This is a genomic window from Acinetobacter sp. 226-1 (genome assembly GCF_030329325.1).
Lineage (GTDB): Bacteria > Pseudomonadota > Gammaproteobacteria > Pseudomonadales > Moraxellaceae > Acinetobacter > Acinetobacter sichuanensis.
In genome coordinates, this window is sequence record NZ_JACANU010000002.1 from 69,693 (window position 1) to 85,737 (window position 16,045).

Genomic DNA, 16,045 nt, shown 5'->3' on the forward strand with positions numbered 1-16,045 from the left:
ATGGCAGGGGCGGCTGGATTCGAACCAACGGATGCCGAGATCAAAACCCGGTGCCTTACCACTTGGCGACGCCCCTAATGCGGCAGAATTTTAGTATTTTTGCTTGGCTATGTCAAGGAATATTGACACTTTAAGCAAACAACCATGTTCTGTCTTTTTTGAGAAAATGGCAGGGGCGGCTGGATTCGAACCAACGGATGCCGAGATCAAAACCCGGTGCCTTACCACTTGGCGACGCCCCTATTACAGCGATGAACAAACATCTACAGGTGAAAATGATGGCAGGGGCGGCTGGATTCGAACCAACGGATGCCGAGATCAAAACCCGGTGCCTTACCACTTGGCGACGCCCCTATCATTACACTTTAACATGAATCAATGGTGATTCTTTTAAACCATTAACCAAGTAAGCTTTACATGGTGAATTTTTTAAAACGTCATCAATGATCATATGCTCAGTGACTTCAACAAAAACACAAGCACCTGTACCTGTTAACTTTGCTTTACCGAACTGATCTAAGTATTGCATCGCTTCATTTACTTCTGGATATAATTTTTGAGCGATAGGCTCAAAGTTATTTCTAAAATTAAATGAGTTTTGTTGATAGGCGCAAAATTTAGTGGGCTTTGTATCTCTTGTCAATGTTTTTTGTGAAAAAAGCAACTGAGTGCTGATAAAACAATCAGGTTTTAACACAATGTATTGTTTTTGAGCTAAGTCTATGAATGTTAAGTGTTCGCCAACTCCCTCCGCCCAAGCATTTTTACCATGAATAAAGATGGGAACATCTGCACCTAATTTTAAGCCCAATTCAGCCAATTGTTCAATATTTAAGCCACATTGCCACAATTGATTGACGATGAGCAGCGTTGTTGCTGCATTAGATGAGCCACCACCTAGACCCGCACCCATCGGAATATTTTTTTCAATGTTAATTTTTAAACCCGTTTGCTTTTTTGCATAAGGCTTTAAAATTTGTGTGGCTTTGTAGATTAAATTTTGTTCCAAATCGACATTGCTTAAACCATCAATTGTGATTTGAGCGTGATCTGTTTGTTGAAATTCCATCCAATCATATAAATCGATGAGCTGAAAAATAGTTTGCAACTCATGATAACCATCAGCACGACGACCTGTGATATGTAAAAATAAATTGAGCTTAGCAGGGGAAGGGACACGAATCATGAGAGCCTAAACTTATATCAATTAGCGGTTTTGAATGATCATTGTAATACGATTTTCTTGTCCTGCTTCAAGCGCTTGCTTTAAAATCAGCTTATTTGGCAAGTTCGCTGCATCGTTGTAGCTTAAATCAACCGTCCAACCATCTTCTTCAATTTTGATAGGGCGTTGTTGTGAGTCTTTTTGTACAATTGCCGCTGTGGTTGCAGGTTTTGCTTGTACCCAGTCAATAATATGTGTGATTGGTGCAATCCAGCCTGTTGCTCGTTCAAGTAGTTCTTCAGGCGTTTCTGCAGTAATTTCTCCAGTTTTTGAGCTGTTTAATGTCACTTCACCCGATTTGCCTTGAATAACAGTTTTGCCAATACCTAAAATTCCAGTGAGTTGAATGTCAAAATTTTCGTTATTTTGTTGCCATGTATAAAAAGCACTGCCTGATTGCTTAGGTGTTTTAACGCCAATTTTCCCTTCAAGCTGAAAGTTTTGAGCTGTTTCGATCTGGGGTGGATTTTGTTGCGGCTGAACATATTGTTGACAACCCGTTAAAACAAAGACTGCCATAGTTATAGATGCAAAAGCGGTTTTAGCGATGAAGCGCATAAAGAAATTAACTCTTATTTAAGTGTTGGGGTAACAATAACGAATCAAGTTGATGTAATTCAGCATCATTTGGATGATTTTTTTTGAGTTGTTGTAACACTTGATTAAATTTGTCGAGAGAACCTTGCATATATAAAGATTTTGCATAACGTAATCCAATATTGATGCTGCCACTCATTTCATAAGCTTTTTGTAAGACTCGAGATGAGGTCGTAAAATCATTTTGCAAAAAGGTAATATAGCCTAAAGTATCTAAAATAGAGGCTTGTTCTGGCGCAAAATCAAGCGCTTTTTCAGCATAACTCCGTGCTTCTTTTAGGCGGCGGTTCTGCAAGGCTAAAGTGTACGCATAAGCATTTAAATATGTTGGGCTATTTGGTTCTAAAATAAGTAATTGTTTGAGTGCTTTATCCAATTGGTCTTTATTTTCATAGGGATCTAGCAATAAAACTTCTGAATAAAGTAATTCTGGATCATCAGGTAAATTATGTACTGCTTCGTTGAGTAAGCGTAAGGCTGCTTTTTTATTATTCATTTTTTTTAGAATTTCAGCTTGTGCTTGATATAAAAAACTCGCATGTTGTGGATAATTTACACGCTCTTGCGTTAAAAAACGCAATACATCATTGAGTTTACCTTGATGGTCATAGATTGAAATGAGGTTACGCCTAGAAACGGTATATAAATTTCCATCGACTAAGCGATAATATGCTTTTGCTGTTTCAAGTTGTTGTTTGCGCTCTGCATTTACAGCAAGGTAAAAATAGGCATCATTTTGATATTTACTCGAATAGCGCAATTCGACTAAATATTGTTCAGCTAAGTCATATTGTTTAAGGTCAATCGCTGTTAAGCCACCGATAAATAATGCTTCCTCAGCATTTGGCCAAGTTTTAATAATTTTTTCGAGTTTGTCTAAAGCCTGTTCAGATTGGTTGATTTTGATCAGATAACGCACCTCAGCCAAACGAACTTCTAGGTTGTATTTATGTTTACGGCTACTGTATTCAAACCATTCTAAAGTCTGTTTTTCATCGCCTAAAGCCATTAAAAGATTGGCTTTCATGAGAATAAAGCCTGTGACTTTAGGGCGTTTTTTAAGTGCTTTATTGATTGTTGCTAAAGCAGTTTCAATTTGATTGTTTTGTGCTTCAAGCCCTGCAATTAAAATGAGAACAGAGGGATTATTTTTCTCTTTGCTTGCATATAAGGTGTTCAGTAGATTGAGGCGATCTTCTTCTGATTCGGGAGTGATTCCTGCTAAAATTTGCTCTAGATCAGCATTGGCATCAATATTTAAAATATGATCTAAGGTTTCAGCAGCAAGTTGATATTCATGTGCTTTGAGTGCGATATGAGCTAAATAAAATTTAGCTGGCACATCTTCAGGCTCTTGTACAACCCAATGTGTTGCAATATCGAGTGCTGCTTGCAAATCATGTTGCTCAATCGCAATGTCTAATGCACGTTGTTTAATTGAAGTTGAATTATTTCGAATAGCAAGTACGGTATAGTTATGTAGTGCAGTTGGTGTATCATGATACGCTAGGGCAAATTCGGCGATCATGGTTTGTTTTAATGCTTCTGTATTATAATTTGCATGATACAATCCTCCAGCCGCTTGAAGATGAGCGCTAGAAGCCATACTACCGACAAGTAAGAATGTGGTAGAATATTGCTTAATTGTCGTGCCGTTAATTCGGCTGCTTATTTGACGCAATTTTTCTTTATCCAAGTATGCTTTTTATGACACCGTTATTGCACAATAACATAAATTTAGCGAAATGATGATCTGATATGTCTTTCTTTGCATTGGGTGTCAACCATCAAACTGCTTCCGTAGAGTTACGTGAAAAAATTGCGTTTAATCCAGAGCGATTAAGCAATTTGTTTGCAGGACAAGGTCAACATCACGAAATGAACGATATGGTGGTGGTTTCGACCTGTAACCGTACCGAAGTTTATGCCATGGCTGAAAATGCCGATATGGTATTAGATTGGCTTGCCCAATCAAATGGTATTGATGTAAAACAATTGTCAAATCATGTATATCGTTATGAAAATACAGATGCTGTTTCACATCTCATGCGTGTTGCAAGTGGTCTTGACTCTTTAATGTTGGGTGAGCCTCAAATTTTAGGTCAAGTAAAATCTGCACTTGCTTTGGCAAAAGATGCTCATATTGTTTCGCAAAATCTAAATCAAATTTTTGAATATGCATTTTATGCAGCTAAACGTGTACGTTCTGAAACTGCGGTGGGTAGTCATGCTGTTTCGATGGGTTATGCCGTTGCTCAGCTTGCATTACAAGTATTTAGTAAACCTGAAAAACTGACTGTAATGGTGGTTGCAGCAGGTGAAATGAACAGCTTAGTGGCAAAACATTTAGCTGAAATGGGTGTTGCCAAAGTTCTTATTTGTAACCGTGGGCGAGAGCGTGCTGAAAAGTTAGCACAAGAAATTGCACATCGGGTTGAAGTTGAAATTATTCCATTTTCAGAATTAGCTGAAAATTTGCATCGAGCAGATGTCATTTCAAGTTGTACAGGTAGTTTATATCAAGTCATTTCTTTTGCAGATGTGAAGACAGCTTTGAAAAAGCGTCGTTATCAACAAATGTTATTGGTTGATTTGGCTGTACCACGTGATATTGATTCAAAAGTTGAAAGTTTAGATGGTGTGTATTTGTACGGGGTTGATGATTTACAATCTGTAATTGATGAAAATTTAGCACATCGTCGTCAAGCGGCGGTTGAAGCTGAAGTGATGGTCAATCAACTCGTGACACAGTTAGTGACACAGCAAAAAATTAATGATGCAGGTGAAACAATTCATGCCTATCGTCAACAAGGTGAAAATTTAAGTCAGCTTGAACTACAAGATGCGTTGCAACGTATTCAAACAGGCGAAAATGCGGAACAGGTTTTAAAAGATTTTCAACATCGTCTGACACAAAAACTTTTACATCCTACTTCAATTTTGCTACGCAATGCTGCTAAAGATGAAGATCCTTCACATTTTGAATGGTTGAAAGAAAATATTCAGGATATTTTTGCTAATGGTCGTAAGGTGAAGTTGAAGCCTTGATCTTAAATATATTTGATAAAATATGTGAATAAAAAAGACCGATCTTTTGATCGGTTTTATTTTTAGATTAACTATGCACCAATTTTAAACTAATTTTCTTGGTGAGTTCATTGAGTTGTCGACGTAAATTTCGCATTTCAATGAGCGAAGAAGGAGATTTGAGCTTTTGTTTAACATATTTCTCTTGTAAGGCGAGAGAATAATCTGAGGCGAGTTTATCTGCCATTTCTGGTGAGTCAGTTAAAGCTTGAATATTGGTACGTTGTATAATTTCTGAAAGTTGCAAATGATAGGCACTACATGCGCCTAAAATATAATAGGTTGCAAGTTCTTGATCATCAGGTAAGTCATCAAAAATCACATCAAAGATCGTTAGAATTTGTGCAATAAAATCATTGGGTTGAATAAAAGCACGTAACACTTCAAAATGAATATAGAGAAAAGGATGCTGCATTAAAATTGCGATGGCAAATTCTTCATTACCTGTATTTTGCGCAAAAGATAAAGTTGCGTCTAAGCTGACTTGAGGTTGCCATTTTTTGTTAAATCCAAGCTTTTCACGGAAAAACTGACGTAATAAATAGCGATATGAACCTTGTTTAGGCAGTAGTTCAATCAATTGATTGAGTTCAGCCATGACCTGACTTTTGCCTTCAGGTGTTGTAATTTCATAGTTTTGGCTGAGAAGTGCAAACAAAAAGTCTGAAAGTAAAGGCGCGTTTTGCCATAAACGATGGAAACTTTCTACGCCTTCTTTGCGGATCAGAGAATCTGGGTCATGCTCTTTAGGTAGGACAAAAAACTTAAGTTCTCGTCCGTCATTAAGTAAGGGTAAAGCAATTTCTAGTGTTCGACGAGCTGCTTTTTGACCTGCGATATCACCATCAAAAGCAATTGTAATTTGATTATTTTGTTTAAATAAAATTCCCAGATGGTCTGCATTACTTGCAGTACCTAGCGTAGCAACAGCGCCTGAAATACCATATTGTTGTAAGGCAATGACGTCCATGTAGCCTTCAACCATGAGCCAGTTTTGTGCACGTTCTTTACGACCTTCATATAAACCATAAAGTAGCTGATTTTTATGGAATACTTCAGAGTCAGGCGAGTTGATATATTTCGGTTTAATATCGTCATTGAGCGCACGACCACCGAAACCAACCACACGACCTTTACTGTCTCGAATAGGAAAAATCACGCGATCACGGAGTAAGTCAAAGTCACGACCATTATCACTGGTGCGAATTAACCCCAGTAATCTTAAGCCTTCAATATCTTGTGGGAAGGCTTTTTCTAAATGTTGCCAATCTTCAGGTGCATAGCCCAAACGCCAATATTGGATCGTATTTTTACCTAAGCCCCGATGTTTAAAATACTGTTGAGCACTTTGACTTGAAGGAAGTTGTTTTTCATAAAATTGCGCTACATTTTCTAAAAGATCATACAAATTCCCTTCTTGTGGAATTTGTTGATCACTCATCATATTAAACTGAGTCGGATCAAAATCTTCAGGGTCAGGATATTGGCTGAATGCTTCAAAAGGATCAATTTCAGGTGCAATATCATTTTGGTTTAGATCAGGTGTTTTAGGTGGTGCAGTAAAATTAGGCGCTGTCGATGGTTTTGCGGCTTCACGCTTATAAGATATTTTTTTATTGTCTTGATTATCTTTAGGTAGCTCAATACCTGTTTGATTGGCTAAGTCTTTCATCACATCAACAAAGTTGCGATGGTCAATATCCATTAAAAAACGGATTGCATTACCGTTCGCTTGACAGCCAAAACAATGAAAATATTGTTTATCACGATAGACATGAAAGGATGGCGATTTTTCCTGATGAAAAGGGCAGCAACCTGAATAAGTACGTCCTGTCTTTTTCAATTTCACACGTTGACCAATCAGATCGACAATATCAGTTCGATCTAAAATTTGATCAATCGTGTGTTGAGGAATTGCCATAGGTCAAAGCCAAATTACATCTAAAAAGAAGCGGGTCGATAAGTTTAGCTTAGATTTAGCAAGGCGTATATGCGTATTGAATTTACTTACACATAAAAAAGGCAGAATTTAATTCCGCCTTTTGTCTATTGAGCTGAATGTGTGAACTTATTGTTCAGCTTGCTTTGGCTCTACAGGTGTTTGTTGAGTACGTTGACGATCATACAAACTTTCATCTGCACGTGCAGGTTCCGAAGAAACTTCACGGTCTGGACGATCAAGTAAACCAAAAGTTGCACGATTTAGCCAACTTGCTTGATTGTCATTTTTTTCTTTGGCACTAGATTCTGTACTTTCAACTGCACCACGTGTTTTTTCACCACGCCCCAAGATCCCTAAAGTTGCACGGTTCAGGAAACTTCCTTCTTTACGTGCAGCACGTAAATTAACTTCACCATTTGATTTAACAAGATTTGGATAGTTGAGTTTCAGGAGTTCAACATATTGTTGAGAGGTTGCTTTGTCACCGAGTTTGTCATAACCATATGCCATTGTTGCAAGTGCTTCAGGAATCTGAGGAGTCTGTGGATAATGCTCAATCACCCATTGTGAACGTTCAACAGCAGCTAAATAAGCTTTACGTTTGACATTAAAACGCGCTGCATTCATTTCACTTTCAGCAAGTTCTTGTCCAATAAACTTCATACGTTGTGCTGCATCAACGGCATATTGGCTGCTTGGGAAACGACGAATGAAGTCAACAAAGTTTTGATAAGCGACTTTTAAATACCCAATATCACGATGCGATTGCTTTAATGATGTATAACGCATAATGCCATCGTAGTTTTGTTCCATATTTGCCACGCCACGCACATAGTAAGCATAATCTACATTTGGATGCTGTGGATTTAGGCGAATAAAACGATCTGCTTGAGCAATTGTTGCTTCATAATCTTTTTGTTTAAATTTGGTATAAATCAGCTCTAACTGAGATTGTTGCGAATATTGCCCAGTTGGATAATAGGTATCGATTGCTTGTAATGATTTTTCAGCATCACCGTATTGTCCTTTATCTAAGGCTTTCATCGCTTTGTCGTAGTAGCTTTGCTCGCTTGACTTAGGACCAGTATCAACGATATCTTTTTTACTCGGATTGCTGCTACAGCCTACAAATACCGTTGCTATGCTCAAAGATAATGCGAGCATTGTAACTTTATAACGTGGTAGCGACATAAAAATTCCTCTGTTTATACGGGCAATAGGCTACAATTGCGCTATTAAACCACTTTTGTCCGAATGAGCAAATGACTTCAGCACAATCTTCTAATTCTAATTTCTCAGAAAATGATTTCAATTTACTTGAAGATTCTGAGGATGCAGATAATCATACTTCAGCCACAACTGCAACACGTTTATCGTTGCAATTTCAATTGGATGACGGTTACTTAGGGCAACGTATCGACCAAGTCGCAGCGACTGTTTGGAATGAGTTTTCGCGTGAAAAACTCAAGCAGTGGATGAAGGATGGTCATTTGTTGGTAAATGGTAACATTGTTAAGCCAAAGTACAAATGTGAAGGTAATGAGCTTCTTACTTTAGAGGTTGAATTAGCAGCACAAACTTCAGCACAACCTGAAAATATTCCTCTTAATATTGTATATGAAGATGATGATATTCTAGTGATTAATAAACCAGTAGGTCTGGTGGTGCATCCGGGTGCGGGTAATCCAACAGGAACTTTGGTGAATGCTTTATTGCATCATTTCCCAAAATCAGCAGAATTAACACGAGCAGGTTTAGTCCATCGTATTGATAAAGACACCAGTGGCTTACTGGTTGTTGCAAAAAATTTAGAAGCTCAATTTGCCTTAAGTAAGCAGTTAGCAAAAAAATCTGTTTACCGAATTTATGATTTGATTTGTTATGGCAATATCATCGCAGGTGGCACGATTGATGAGCCAATTAAGCGTCATCCTGTTGATCGTATTAAAATGGCGATTTTACCGGGCGGGCGTGATGCTGTGACACATTATAATGTCAAAGAGCGTTTCCAAAACTTTACCCGTGTACAAGCGCAACTAGAAACAGGTCGTACACATCAGATTCGTGTGCATTTTTCTTATATTGGTTATCCTTTAGTGGGTGATCCTGTTTATATGAGTCGCGTTAAAGTGCCTGCGGGGGCATCTGAAACTTTGATTAATACATTACGTGGTTTTAAACGCCAAGCGTTACATGCTGCAAAATTGGGTCTTATTCATCCTCGTACCAAAGAAGAGATGATGTTTGAAGCACCTTGGTCAGAAGACTTTGCACAGTTGGTTGAAGTATTGCGCTCAGAAAATAAAGCGTATTAATGTAGAAATAAAGGAGAATCACATGCAATTTGTTCAAGGATTACCACAAGGCGTCTTTGTTGGACAAACTCAAATCCAACATCCGCAAGCTTTACCTTCAAAGCAAGCTGAACTTGCAGGTTTTAACTTGGCATTGCATGTGAATGATAACCCGAAACGTGTGCAACAACATCGTATGATTTTATTGGATGAATTTTCACAATATGCGGTGAATAAAATCACATGGATGACTCAAACGCACAGCACGATTTGCCATACAGTAAATGACAAAATTGAATTACAGGCACTCGAAGGGGATGGTTTAGTAACTCAAACTAAAGGTCATGCATTAATGATGATGACGGCTGATTGTTTGCCTGTGGTTTTAGGAAATGCACACGGCACAGAAGTTGCTAACCTACATGCAGGATGGCGTGGGCTAGCAGGTGGTATTATTGAAAATACAATTCAAGAAATGCAAACACAACCGACTTGGGCATGGCTTGGAGCCGCAATTAGTCAACCTTGTTTTGAGGTTGGTGCAGAAGTAAAAGCAGCTTTTTGTGCGAAATATCCTGAATTAGAGCAAGCTTTTCAAGCGGGTGAGCAAACAGGTAAATATTATGCTGATCTTTATCATATTGCCCGATTTATTCTCAAATTAAAGGGTGTAGATTTGATTTTAGGTGGAGAGCAATGTTCATATTTACAGCAGCAAGATTTTTATTCATATCGTAGAAATGCAAAGACTGGACGTATGGCGACATTCGTCTTTATGCAGTAATTCATGTAAACTTGAGTAAATTTGTTTGTTTTAATTGATATGTCTTTATCTGCTAAATCTCTTGCGATTGTTTATCATAGCCCTTATGGGCATACAGCGAAAGTTGCTCAACATATTGCTCAAGGCGCAACCCAAGTTGGCGCAACAGTTCATCTTATGAATATTGAAAATATAGATTGGGATGTTTTGGATCAAGCAGATGCCATTCTTTTCGGTTGCCCAACCTACATGGGAAATTTAACTTCTGGTTTAAAACAATTCATGGAGCAATCTTCAAAACGTTGGTTAGCACGTACATGGCAAGGCAAACTTGCAGCAGGTTTTACCAATGGCGGCGGTCTGAGTGGAGACAAACTGGCTGTACTTCAGCAAATCAATTTATTTGCAATGCAACACGGCATGTTATGGACAGGTTTACCTTTAATGCCGACAGGTCGTAATACCGAAGACTTAAATCGGATGTCGAGTTTTCTAGGATTAATGACTCAATCAGATAATGCACCAACAGACATTACGCCACCCAAAGGAGATTTAGAAACAGCAGTTTGGTTTGGCGAATATGTTGCCTTATTGTTAATAAGAATATCTAAATAATGTTTTTTTAAACAGTTGGTTGAAAATTAACAACTGTGATTTGGTTCATATAATTTATATTTCTATATATATTTTGTAAACCTATTTACTTTCAAAAGTTTAATTTTAATTAATAATACTCTGACTTGCTTGATGGAATCAGCATGTAAAAAATAAAATAAAAATTGGAGTAAACGTAATGATAACTAAGAGATTAGTCATCTCTAGTGCTTTGTTTTTTTTAACAATAGGTCTAACACACGCAGATGACTCAACATTAAAATTATTATCAGATTCTGAGCTTTCTCAGGTGCAAGGTCAGGCACTAATGAATCTTACTTATACCGATCCTTCCAAAGCAAATGCTTCAATGGCTTCACAAAATATCGGTTTTTATAAACTGGGTATGGAAGCCGATGTGGAATTAAATGCCAATATTAAAAAGTTACAACTGGGCTGTGGTGGTGTAAATGGTGCAGGTGGCTGTGATATTGATATTGATAATCTAAGTCTTTCGGGGCTTGCTGAAACACGGGAGGGGCGGGTCGGTTCTTCTGCAAAAATGACCAATCCTTTTATTGAATTTGCCATTAAAAATCCAAATTCAGCATCTACCCGTGAAATGATGGGTTTTCGTCTGAGTGCGGAAAAAGTATTGGGAATGCTGACCCTAGGTGAGGAAAATACAGGTACACCTAATGGGATCAATAGCCTCAGTGGTTATATGAAAATTAAAGAAACGACAGGAACTGCATTTACTGGCGCAAGAACCCTTAAATCATCAGATGTTGGTGGACAGCAGATCAGTGGTAAAATTAGAGGGATAGGAACTTATGGTTTTAATACAACTGATTATAATTTAAATCTGCAATCAACGCAGGCTGATATTCTGGTAGGAGAAACGGCAATTACAGGTAGCCGTATTAATTCCGCGCAGTTAAAAGGTTCAGCCAACATCAATGAATTATTTTTTAATGGCGGTATTAAAGCTCAAATTCAAATTTTTCCAATCAATTTGGTATCTATTCCAATTAATGCAAAAGGGAGTATTACTGGATTAAAAGCGGATTTAGATATTTCTGAAAACCTTGGGTTTATCCATAAAATCAATCTGAATAATCCATTTTCATTGTCACTGCAAAAACAAGATATTAATTGGAGTGGTTCTACAGTTGCAGCCCGAAGAGGATGGTGGTTAGCAATTGAAGATCCTATTGATATTGGTCATCTTAATCCTACTGATCAAGTTCAAATTACAAATGATGTGTTATCTCAAGTGATACAACCACTATCAACCTATTTAACTGATCATCCAACAGATTGTAGTGGTATTACAATTATTAGTTGTGTGGGCGGTGTAACCATCCCACCTGTAAATTTAGCAGGTCAAACAGTTAAATTTCCATTGAAGGATATTCAACTTGCCACCCAAAACTTCGCTCCAAACTGCTACGGTAGTCTAAAATTTTGCTAATGCTGATATAAGAAAACCTCCAATTTTGGAGGTTTTTTTTACAGCTTTTATTTATGAAAAATATGTATTTTACCTGTTAATAAAAATGTCTAGTGCTTAAATCTAGTGCTTAATTTATGGAATAAATAATGGATCCTTAATTGTGATATTTATCACGTTAATGTTGTTTTATGTGTTTGATTTATTTATTTAATGATGTTAGTTTTGCTTAATAATGATAAAACTTGTGTCATTGAGTGTATCGAGTAAGAAATAAAAAAATGGAGTAAATATGATAAAAATAAAAAAGAGCTTAGTTATCTTTAGCGCTGTCTATTTTTTAGCGAGTGGTCTAACCCATGCAGATGACTTAACATTCAAATCATTATCAGATTCTGAACTTTCTCAGGTGCAGGGTCAGGCATTAATGAATCTTACTTATACAGATCCCTCAAAAGCAAACGCTTCAATGGCTTCACAAAATATCGGTTTTTATAAACTGGGTATGGAAGCGAATGTGGAATTAAATGCCAATATTAAAAAGTTACAACTGGGCTGTGGTGGTATAAATGGACCAGGTGGTTGTGATATTGATATTGATCATTTAAGTCTGTCAGGTCTTGGTGAAACACGTGAAGAGCGGGTCGGTTCTTCTGCAAAAATGACCAATCCTTTTATTGAGTTTGCCATTAAAAATCCAAACTCTGCCTCTACTCGTGAAATGATGGGTTTTCGTCTGAGTGCGGAAAAAGTCTTGGGGATGTTGACTCTTGGTGAGGAAAATACAGGTACACCTAATGGGATTAATAGCCTCAGTGGTTATATGAAAATTCAAGATACAACTGGGGTAGGATATACTCTACCAAGAACCATGAGCTACACTGATACAGGGATGAAAATAAATGGTAATGTGAGAGCATGTGTTTTAATTCTTTGTCCAACACTTGGTTTTGACTCTAATAATTATAGTCTGAATTTGGATTCCGCTTCTGCAGATATTTTTCTTAATGGAACAACGGTTAATGGTCGTAGATTAAATAGTGTTCAATTGGGTGGTTATGCAAATATCAATCAACTGAATTTTTCTGGTGATCTGAGGGCTTCAATCACTATTTTACTAGGATTATTAAAGCTTCAGAAAAAAGTAGATGGAAATATTACAGGCTTGAAGGCTGATATTACAGTTAATGAGAATTTGGGCTACATTCATAAACTTAAATTAAATAATCCTTTTTCACTCTCTATGCAGAAACAAGATATTTTTTGGAATGGTACAGCAGCAACAGCTCAACGTGGGTGGTGGTTAGCCATTGAAGATCCAATTGATATTGGTAATGTTAATCCAACTAAAAAAATTGATATTACTAATGATGTTTTAAAACAAGTTGTGAATCCTATTAGTAACTATATAAAAGCAAATCCACCAACTTGTGGTGCTATAGATTGTTTATTTGGTGACTCTTTAACTGTTGGAAATGTAAATTTACCAAACACGCGTGTTGATTTTCCATTAAAAGACTTACAGCTTCAAAATCAAACATTTGCCCCAAACTGCTACGGCAGCCTAAAATTTTGCTAATGCTGATATAAAAAACCTCCAATTTGGAGGTTTTTTACCGCTTTTATTTATGCATAATGCGAGCTTTATCACGTTGCCAGTCACGGTCTTTTTCAGTTGCACGTTTGTCGTGAAGTTGCTTACCTTTCACTAAAGCGATTTCGATTTTGACCAAATGACCTTTCCAATAACATGCTAAAGGCACACAAGAATAGCCCTTTTGATTCACTGCACCTTGCAGTTTTTCAATTTCACGTCTAGAAAGCAGTAATTTACGTGTGCGTGTGGCTTCAGGGACAACATGTGTTGAAGCCGATAATAAAGGCTGAACTTGTGAGCCAAATAAGAAAGCTTCGTTATTTTTAAAAATAATATAGCTTTCAGTGATCGTCATGCGACCAGCACGTAAAGACTTGACTTCCCACCCTTGTAAAGCTAGACCTGCTTCAAACTTTTCTTCAATAAAATAATCATGGCGTGCACGTTTATTTTGTGCAATGGTGCCACCATTATTTTTTTTAACTACAATATTTTTAGACATAATTCAAAATTTCCAAGATTAATCTTATTTTGCCTCAAACTTGGCTGTAGGTGAAGTGCTTTCATTTGCATTGAGATGGTTCGCTTCAAAATAAGTTTTTGCTAAACTAGGCATCTACATAAACAACTAGAGTATAAATGGATGTCTAAAACTCGTGTCATCTATCCTGGAACTTTTGATCCTATAACAAATGGACATGTCGACTTAGTGGCTCGTGCTTCACGAATGTTTGATGAAGTCGTCGTCGCTATCGCAATTGGACATCATAAAAATCCTGTATTTACTTTAGAAGAACGCGTGGCATTAGCACAAGAATCTTTAAGCCATTTACCGAATGTAGAATTTGTCGGTTTTGATGGACTTTTGGTAAACTTCTTTAATGAACAAAAGGCAACAGCGGTGCTCCGTGGTTTAAGAGCAGTTTCAGATTTTGAATATGAATTTCAATTGGCAAATATGAATCGCCAATTAGACCATCATTTTGAAACTGTGTTTTTAACACCTTCGGAACAATTCTCTTTTATTTCCTCCACGATGGTGAGGGAAATTGCACGTTTAAAAGGTGATGTACACAAATTTGTTCCACAATGTGTCGTCAATGCTTTTGAACAAAAAATTCAACAAGGTTGGTAGTGTGTCTTTATATATAACTGATGAATGTATCAATTGTGATGTCTGTGAACCTGTATGCCCTAACGAAGCAATTTATATGGGGGAGTTGATTTATGAAATAAATCCAAGCCTTTGTACAGAATGTGTGGGACATCATGAGCAGCCACAATGCGCACTTTTTTGTCCAGTTGATTGTATTCCTTTAGATCCAGAGCATGTTGAAAGTCAAGAACAGCTTATGGATAAATATAAAAGGCTGATTGCGCAAAAAAGTACAAGCAATTGATATAAAAATTTGTTAATATGCGCCCCTTGAAGTGAGCTAGACGATCGCTGCTGTGGAGATCTCCGTGATTGAAGCAGGGGAGGAAAGTCCGGGCTTCATAGGGCAGGGTGCCAGGTAACGCCTGGGCGGCGAAAGTCGACGGCAAGTGCAGCAGAGAGTAGACCGCCATCTTTGCAATTTCCTTTCGGGGAAACCAAGAGAGATGGTAAGGGTGAAAGGGTGCGGTAAGAGCGCACCGCATGGCTGGTAACAGTTCATGGCAAGGTAAACCCCACCAGAAGCAAGACCAAATAGGAATCCTGAGGCACGGCCCGTGCTGGATTCGGGTAGGTCGCTTGAGCGTATGAGTGATTGTACGCCTAGAGGAATGATCGTTCACGACAGAACCCGGCTTATCGGCTCACTTCAAACATTTTTTAAAATAGTGCTTGACGAGTTAGTAATAACAGTAGATAATTCGCGCACAGTTTTCGGCTATGTAGCTCAGTTGGTTAGAGCACCGCACTCATAATGCGGGGGTCACAGGTTCAAGTCCCGTCATAGCCACCATTTTTATAGACCACGTTCCAAAACGTGGTCTTTTTTTTATCTATTCAACATGAAAAATAATGAGATAAAGTTAATCTGCTGCTTTTAAAAGCAGAAGATTATAGGGTTTAAGGTTGGAAATTGATTAGATTGTCAATTATTCACATTGAATCTGTTTTTCATCAAGTTTAAGCTTTGGTAATTGCTGTGCCATTTGTAAATAATGAGCGCTTTCTTCAGAGAAAATCTGTTGTTGTAATTTTTCAATTTTACTTTCACTCACATGCAAGTGAGCGCAATGAAGTGCTATCGCATTTTGTTTGTTAATTTCAAATTTTTGAGCTTCATCTGCTTGTTCAAGCTGATAAAAACGTTGTTGAGCCTTGCTGAGTTGAGCCAAGCTACGTTTTTGCTGCATCGTTAAGAGTTGTTGTTGATTAATCCATTTTGCAACATCCATGCGAACGCCATTATAGTCTACAAAAATAGGACTGATCATCTGACAAGCAGTGATTAAAAAAGAGAGATTAACGATAAGTAAAATAGATTTAAACTTCATTTTTAT

At 37.5% G+C, this 16,045-nt stretch carries 14 protein-coding genes, 4 tRNA genes, 1 other RNA gene and 1 pseudogene; 10 read left to right on the forward strand and 10 right to left on the reverse strand.

What is annotated here, in order from left to right; genetic code table 11:
* Position 1 precedes the first annotated feature (1 nt).
* The 6 genes from HX124_RS03775 to HX124_RS03800 all read right to left on the reverse strand — a co-directional run bounded on the left by HX124_RS03775 (position 2) and on the right by HX124_RS03800 (position 3,503).
* Positions 2-76, reverse strand: a tRNA-Gln gene (locus tag HX124_RS03775).
* 91 nt (positions 77-167) lie between these two features.
* Positions 168-242, reverse strand: a tRNA-Gln gene (locus HX124_RS03780).
* A 37-nt stretch (positions 243-279) separates the two neighbouring features.
* Positions 280-354 (reverse strand) — tRNA-Gln (locus tag HX124_RS03785).
* Between the two features lie 4 nt (positions 355-358).
* Positions 359-1,186 (reverse strand): 4-(cytidine 5'-diphospho)-2-C-methyl-D-erythritol kinase, encoded by an 828-nt coding sequence (ispE, locus tag HX124_RS03790; protein WP_286382006.1) that lies wholly within the window; start codon positions 1,184-1,186, stop codon positions 359-361.
* Positions 1,187-1,207: 21 nt separating this feature from the next.
* A complete protein-coding gene (gene lolB, locus HX124_RS03795; protein ID WP_286382007.1) occupies positions 1,208-1,783 on the reverse strand; it encodes a lipoprotein insertase outer membrane protein LolB in 576 nt (191 codons plus the stop codon).
* A 7-nt stretch (positions 1,784-1,790) separates the two neighbouring features.
* Positions 1,791-3,503, reverse strand: a complete 1,713-nt coding sequence (locus HX124_RS03800; RefSeq protein ID WP_286376649.1) for a tetratricopeptide repeat protein — start codon at positions 3,501-3,503, stop codon at positions 1,791-1,793.
* A gap of 77 nt (positions 3,504-3,580) precedes the next feature.
* Between HX124_RS03800 and hemA the strand changes: the two genes are divergently transcribed.
* Positions 3,581-4,870 carry a glutamyl-tRNA reductase gene (hemA, locus tag HX124_RS03805; RefSeq protein ID WP_286376650.1) on the forward strand — a complete coding sequence of 430 codons (1,290 nt, stop codon included), beginning with the start codon at positions 3,581-3,583 and terminating at the stop codon, positions 4,868-4,870.
* Positions 4,871-4,937: 67 nt separating this feature from the next.
* Here the strand turns inward: hemA and HX124_RS03810 are convergent, their stop codons facing one another.
* Positions 4,938-6,830 (reverse strand): DNA primase, encoded by a 1,893-nt coding sequence (locus HX124_RS03810; protein WP_286382008.1) that lies wholly within the window; start codon positions 6,828-6,830, stop codon positions 4,938-4,940.
* 150 nt (positions 6,831-6,980) lie between these two features.
* Positions 6,981-8,042 (reverse strand): annotated as a pseudogene (locus HX124_RS03815) (outer membrane protein assembly factor BamD); the annotation flags it as partial.
* 71 nt (positions 8,043-8,113) lie between these two features.
* On the opposite strand from HX124_RS03815, the gene rluD reads away from it, so the two are divergent.
* The 5 genes from rluD (at position 8,114) to HX124_RS03840 (ending at position 13,534) form a co-directional block, all read left to right on the forward strand.
* Complete coding sequence (gene rluD / locus HX124_RS03820) at positions 8,114-9,166, forward strand: 23S rRNA pseudouridine(1911/1915/1917) synthase RluD (RefSeq protein WP_286382010.1); 1,053 nt, start codon at positions 8,114-8,116, stop codon at positions 9,164-9,166.
* Between the two features lie 22 nt (positions 9,167-9,188).
* Positions 9,189-9,929: a peptidoglycan editing factor PgeF gene (pgeF, locus tag HX124_RS03825; RefSeq protein ID WP_286382011.1), complete on the forward strand. Its 741-nt coding sequence runs from the start codon at positions 9,189-9,191 to the stop codon at positions 9,927-9,929.
* A gap of 39 nt (positions 9,930-9,968) precedes the next feature.
* Positions 9,969-10,523 carry a flavodoxin family protein gene (locus HX124_RS03830; protein ID WP_286382012.1) on the forward strand — a complete coding sequence of 185 codons (555 nt, stop codon included), beginning with the start codon at positions 9,969-9,971 and terminating at the stop codon, positions 10,521-10,523.
* Between the two features lie 178 nt (positions 10,524-10,701).
* On the forward strand, positions 10,702-11,976 hold the full coding sequence (locus HX124_RS03835; RefSeq protein WP_286382013.1) for a hypothetical protein: 1,275 nt from the start codon (positions 10,702-10,704) through the stop codon (positions 11,974-11,976).
* A 271-nt stretch (positions 11,977-12,247) separates the two neighbouring features.
* Positions 12,248-13,534 (forward strand): hypothetical protein, encoded by a 1,287-nt coding sequence (locus HX124_RS03840; RefSeq protein ID WP_286382014.1) that lies wholly within the window; start codon positions 12,248-12,250, stop codon positions 13,532-13,534.
* 43 nt (positions 13,535-13,577) lie between these two features.
* On the opposite strand, the gene smpB is transcribed toward HX124_RS03840, so the two are convergent.
* The gene (gene smpB, locus HX124_RS03845; protein WP_107006966.1) at positions 13,578-14,054 is read right to left on the reverse strand and encodes an SsrA-binding protein SmpB; all 477 of its coding nucleotides are present in this window, start codon (positions 14,052-14,054) and stop codon (positions 13,578-13,580) included.
* A gap of 141 nt (positions 14,055-14,195) precedes the next feature.
* On the opposite strand from smpB, the gene coaD reads away from it, so the two are divergent.
* The 4 genes from coaD to HX124_RS03865 all read left to right on the forward strand — a co-directional run bounded on the left by coaD (position 14,196) and on the right by HX124_RS03865 (position 15,501).
* The gene (gene coaD / locus HX124_RS03850; RefSeq protein ID WP_107006967.1) at positions 14,196-14,687 is read left to right on the forward strand and encodes a pantetheine-phosphate adenylyltransferase; all 492 of its coding nucleotides are present in this window, start codon (positions 14,196-14,198) and stop codon (positions 14,685-14,687) included.
* A gap of 1 nt (position 14,688) precedes the next feature.
* Positions 14,689-14,952 (forward strand): YfhL family 4Fe-4S dicluster ferredoxin, encoded by a 264-nt coding sequence (locus tag HX124_RS03855; RefSeq protein ID WP_107006968.1) that lies wholly within the window; start codon positions 14,689-14,691, stop codon positions 14,950-14,952.
* A 28-nt stretch (positions 14,953-14,980) separates the two neighbouring features.
* Positions 14,981-15,363, forward strand: an RNA gene (gene rnpB / locus HX124_RS03860) — RNase P RNA component class A.
* Between the two features lie 61 nt (positions 15,364-15,424).
* Positions 15,425-15,501, forward strand: a tRNA-Met gene (locus HX124_RS03865).
* A gap of 136 nt (positions 15,502-15,637) precedes the next feature.
* Here the strand turns inward: HX124_RS03865 and HX124_RS03870 are convergent.
* Positions 15,638-16,039 carry a hypothetical protein gene (locus HX124_RS03870; protein WP_107006969.1) on the reverse strand — a complete coding sequence of 134 codons (402 nt, stop codon included), beginning with the start codon at positions 16,037-16,039 and terminating at the stop codon, positions 15,638-15,640.
* Positions 16,040-16,045 lie beyond the last annotated feature (6 nt).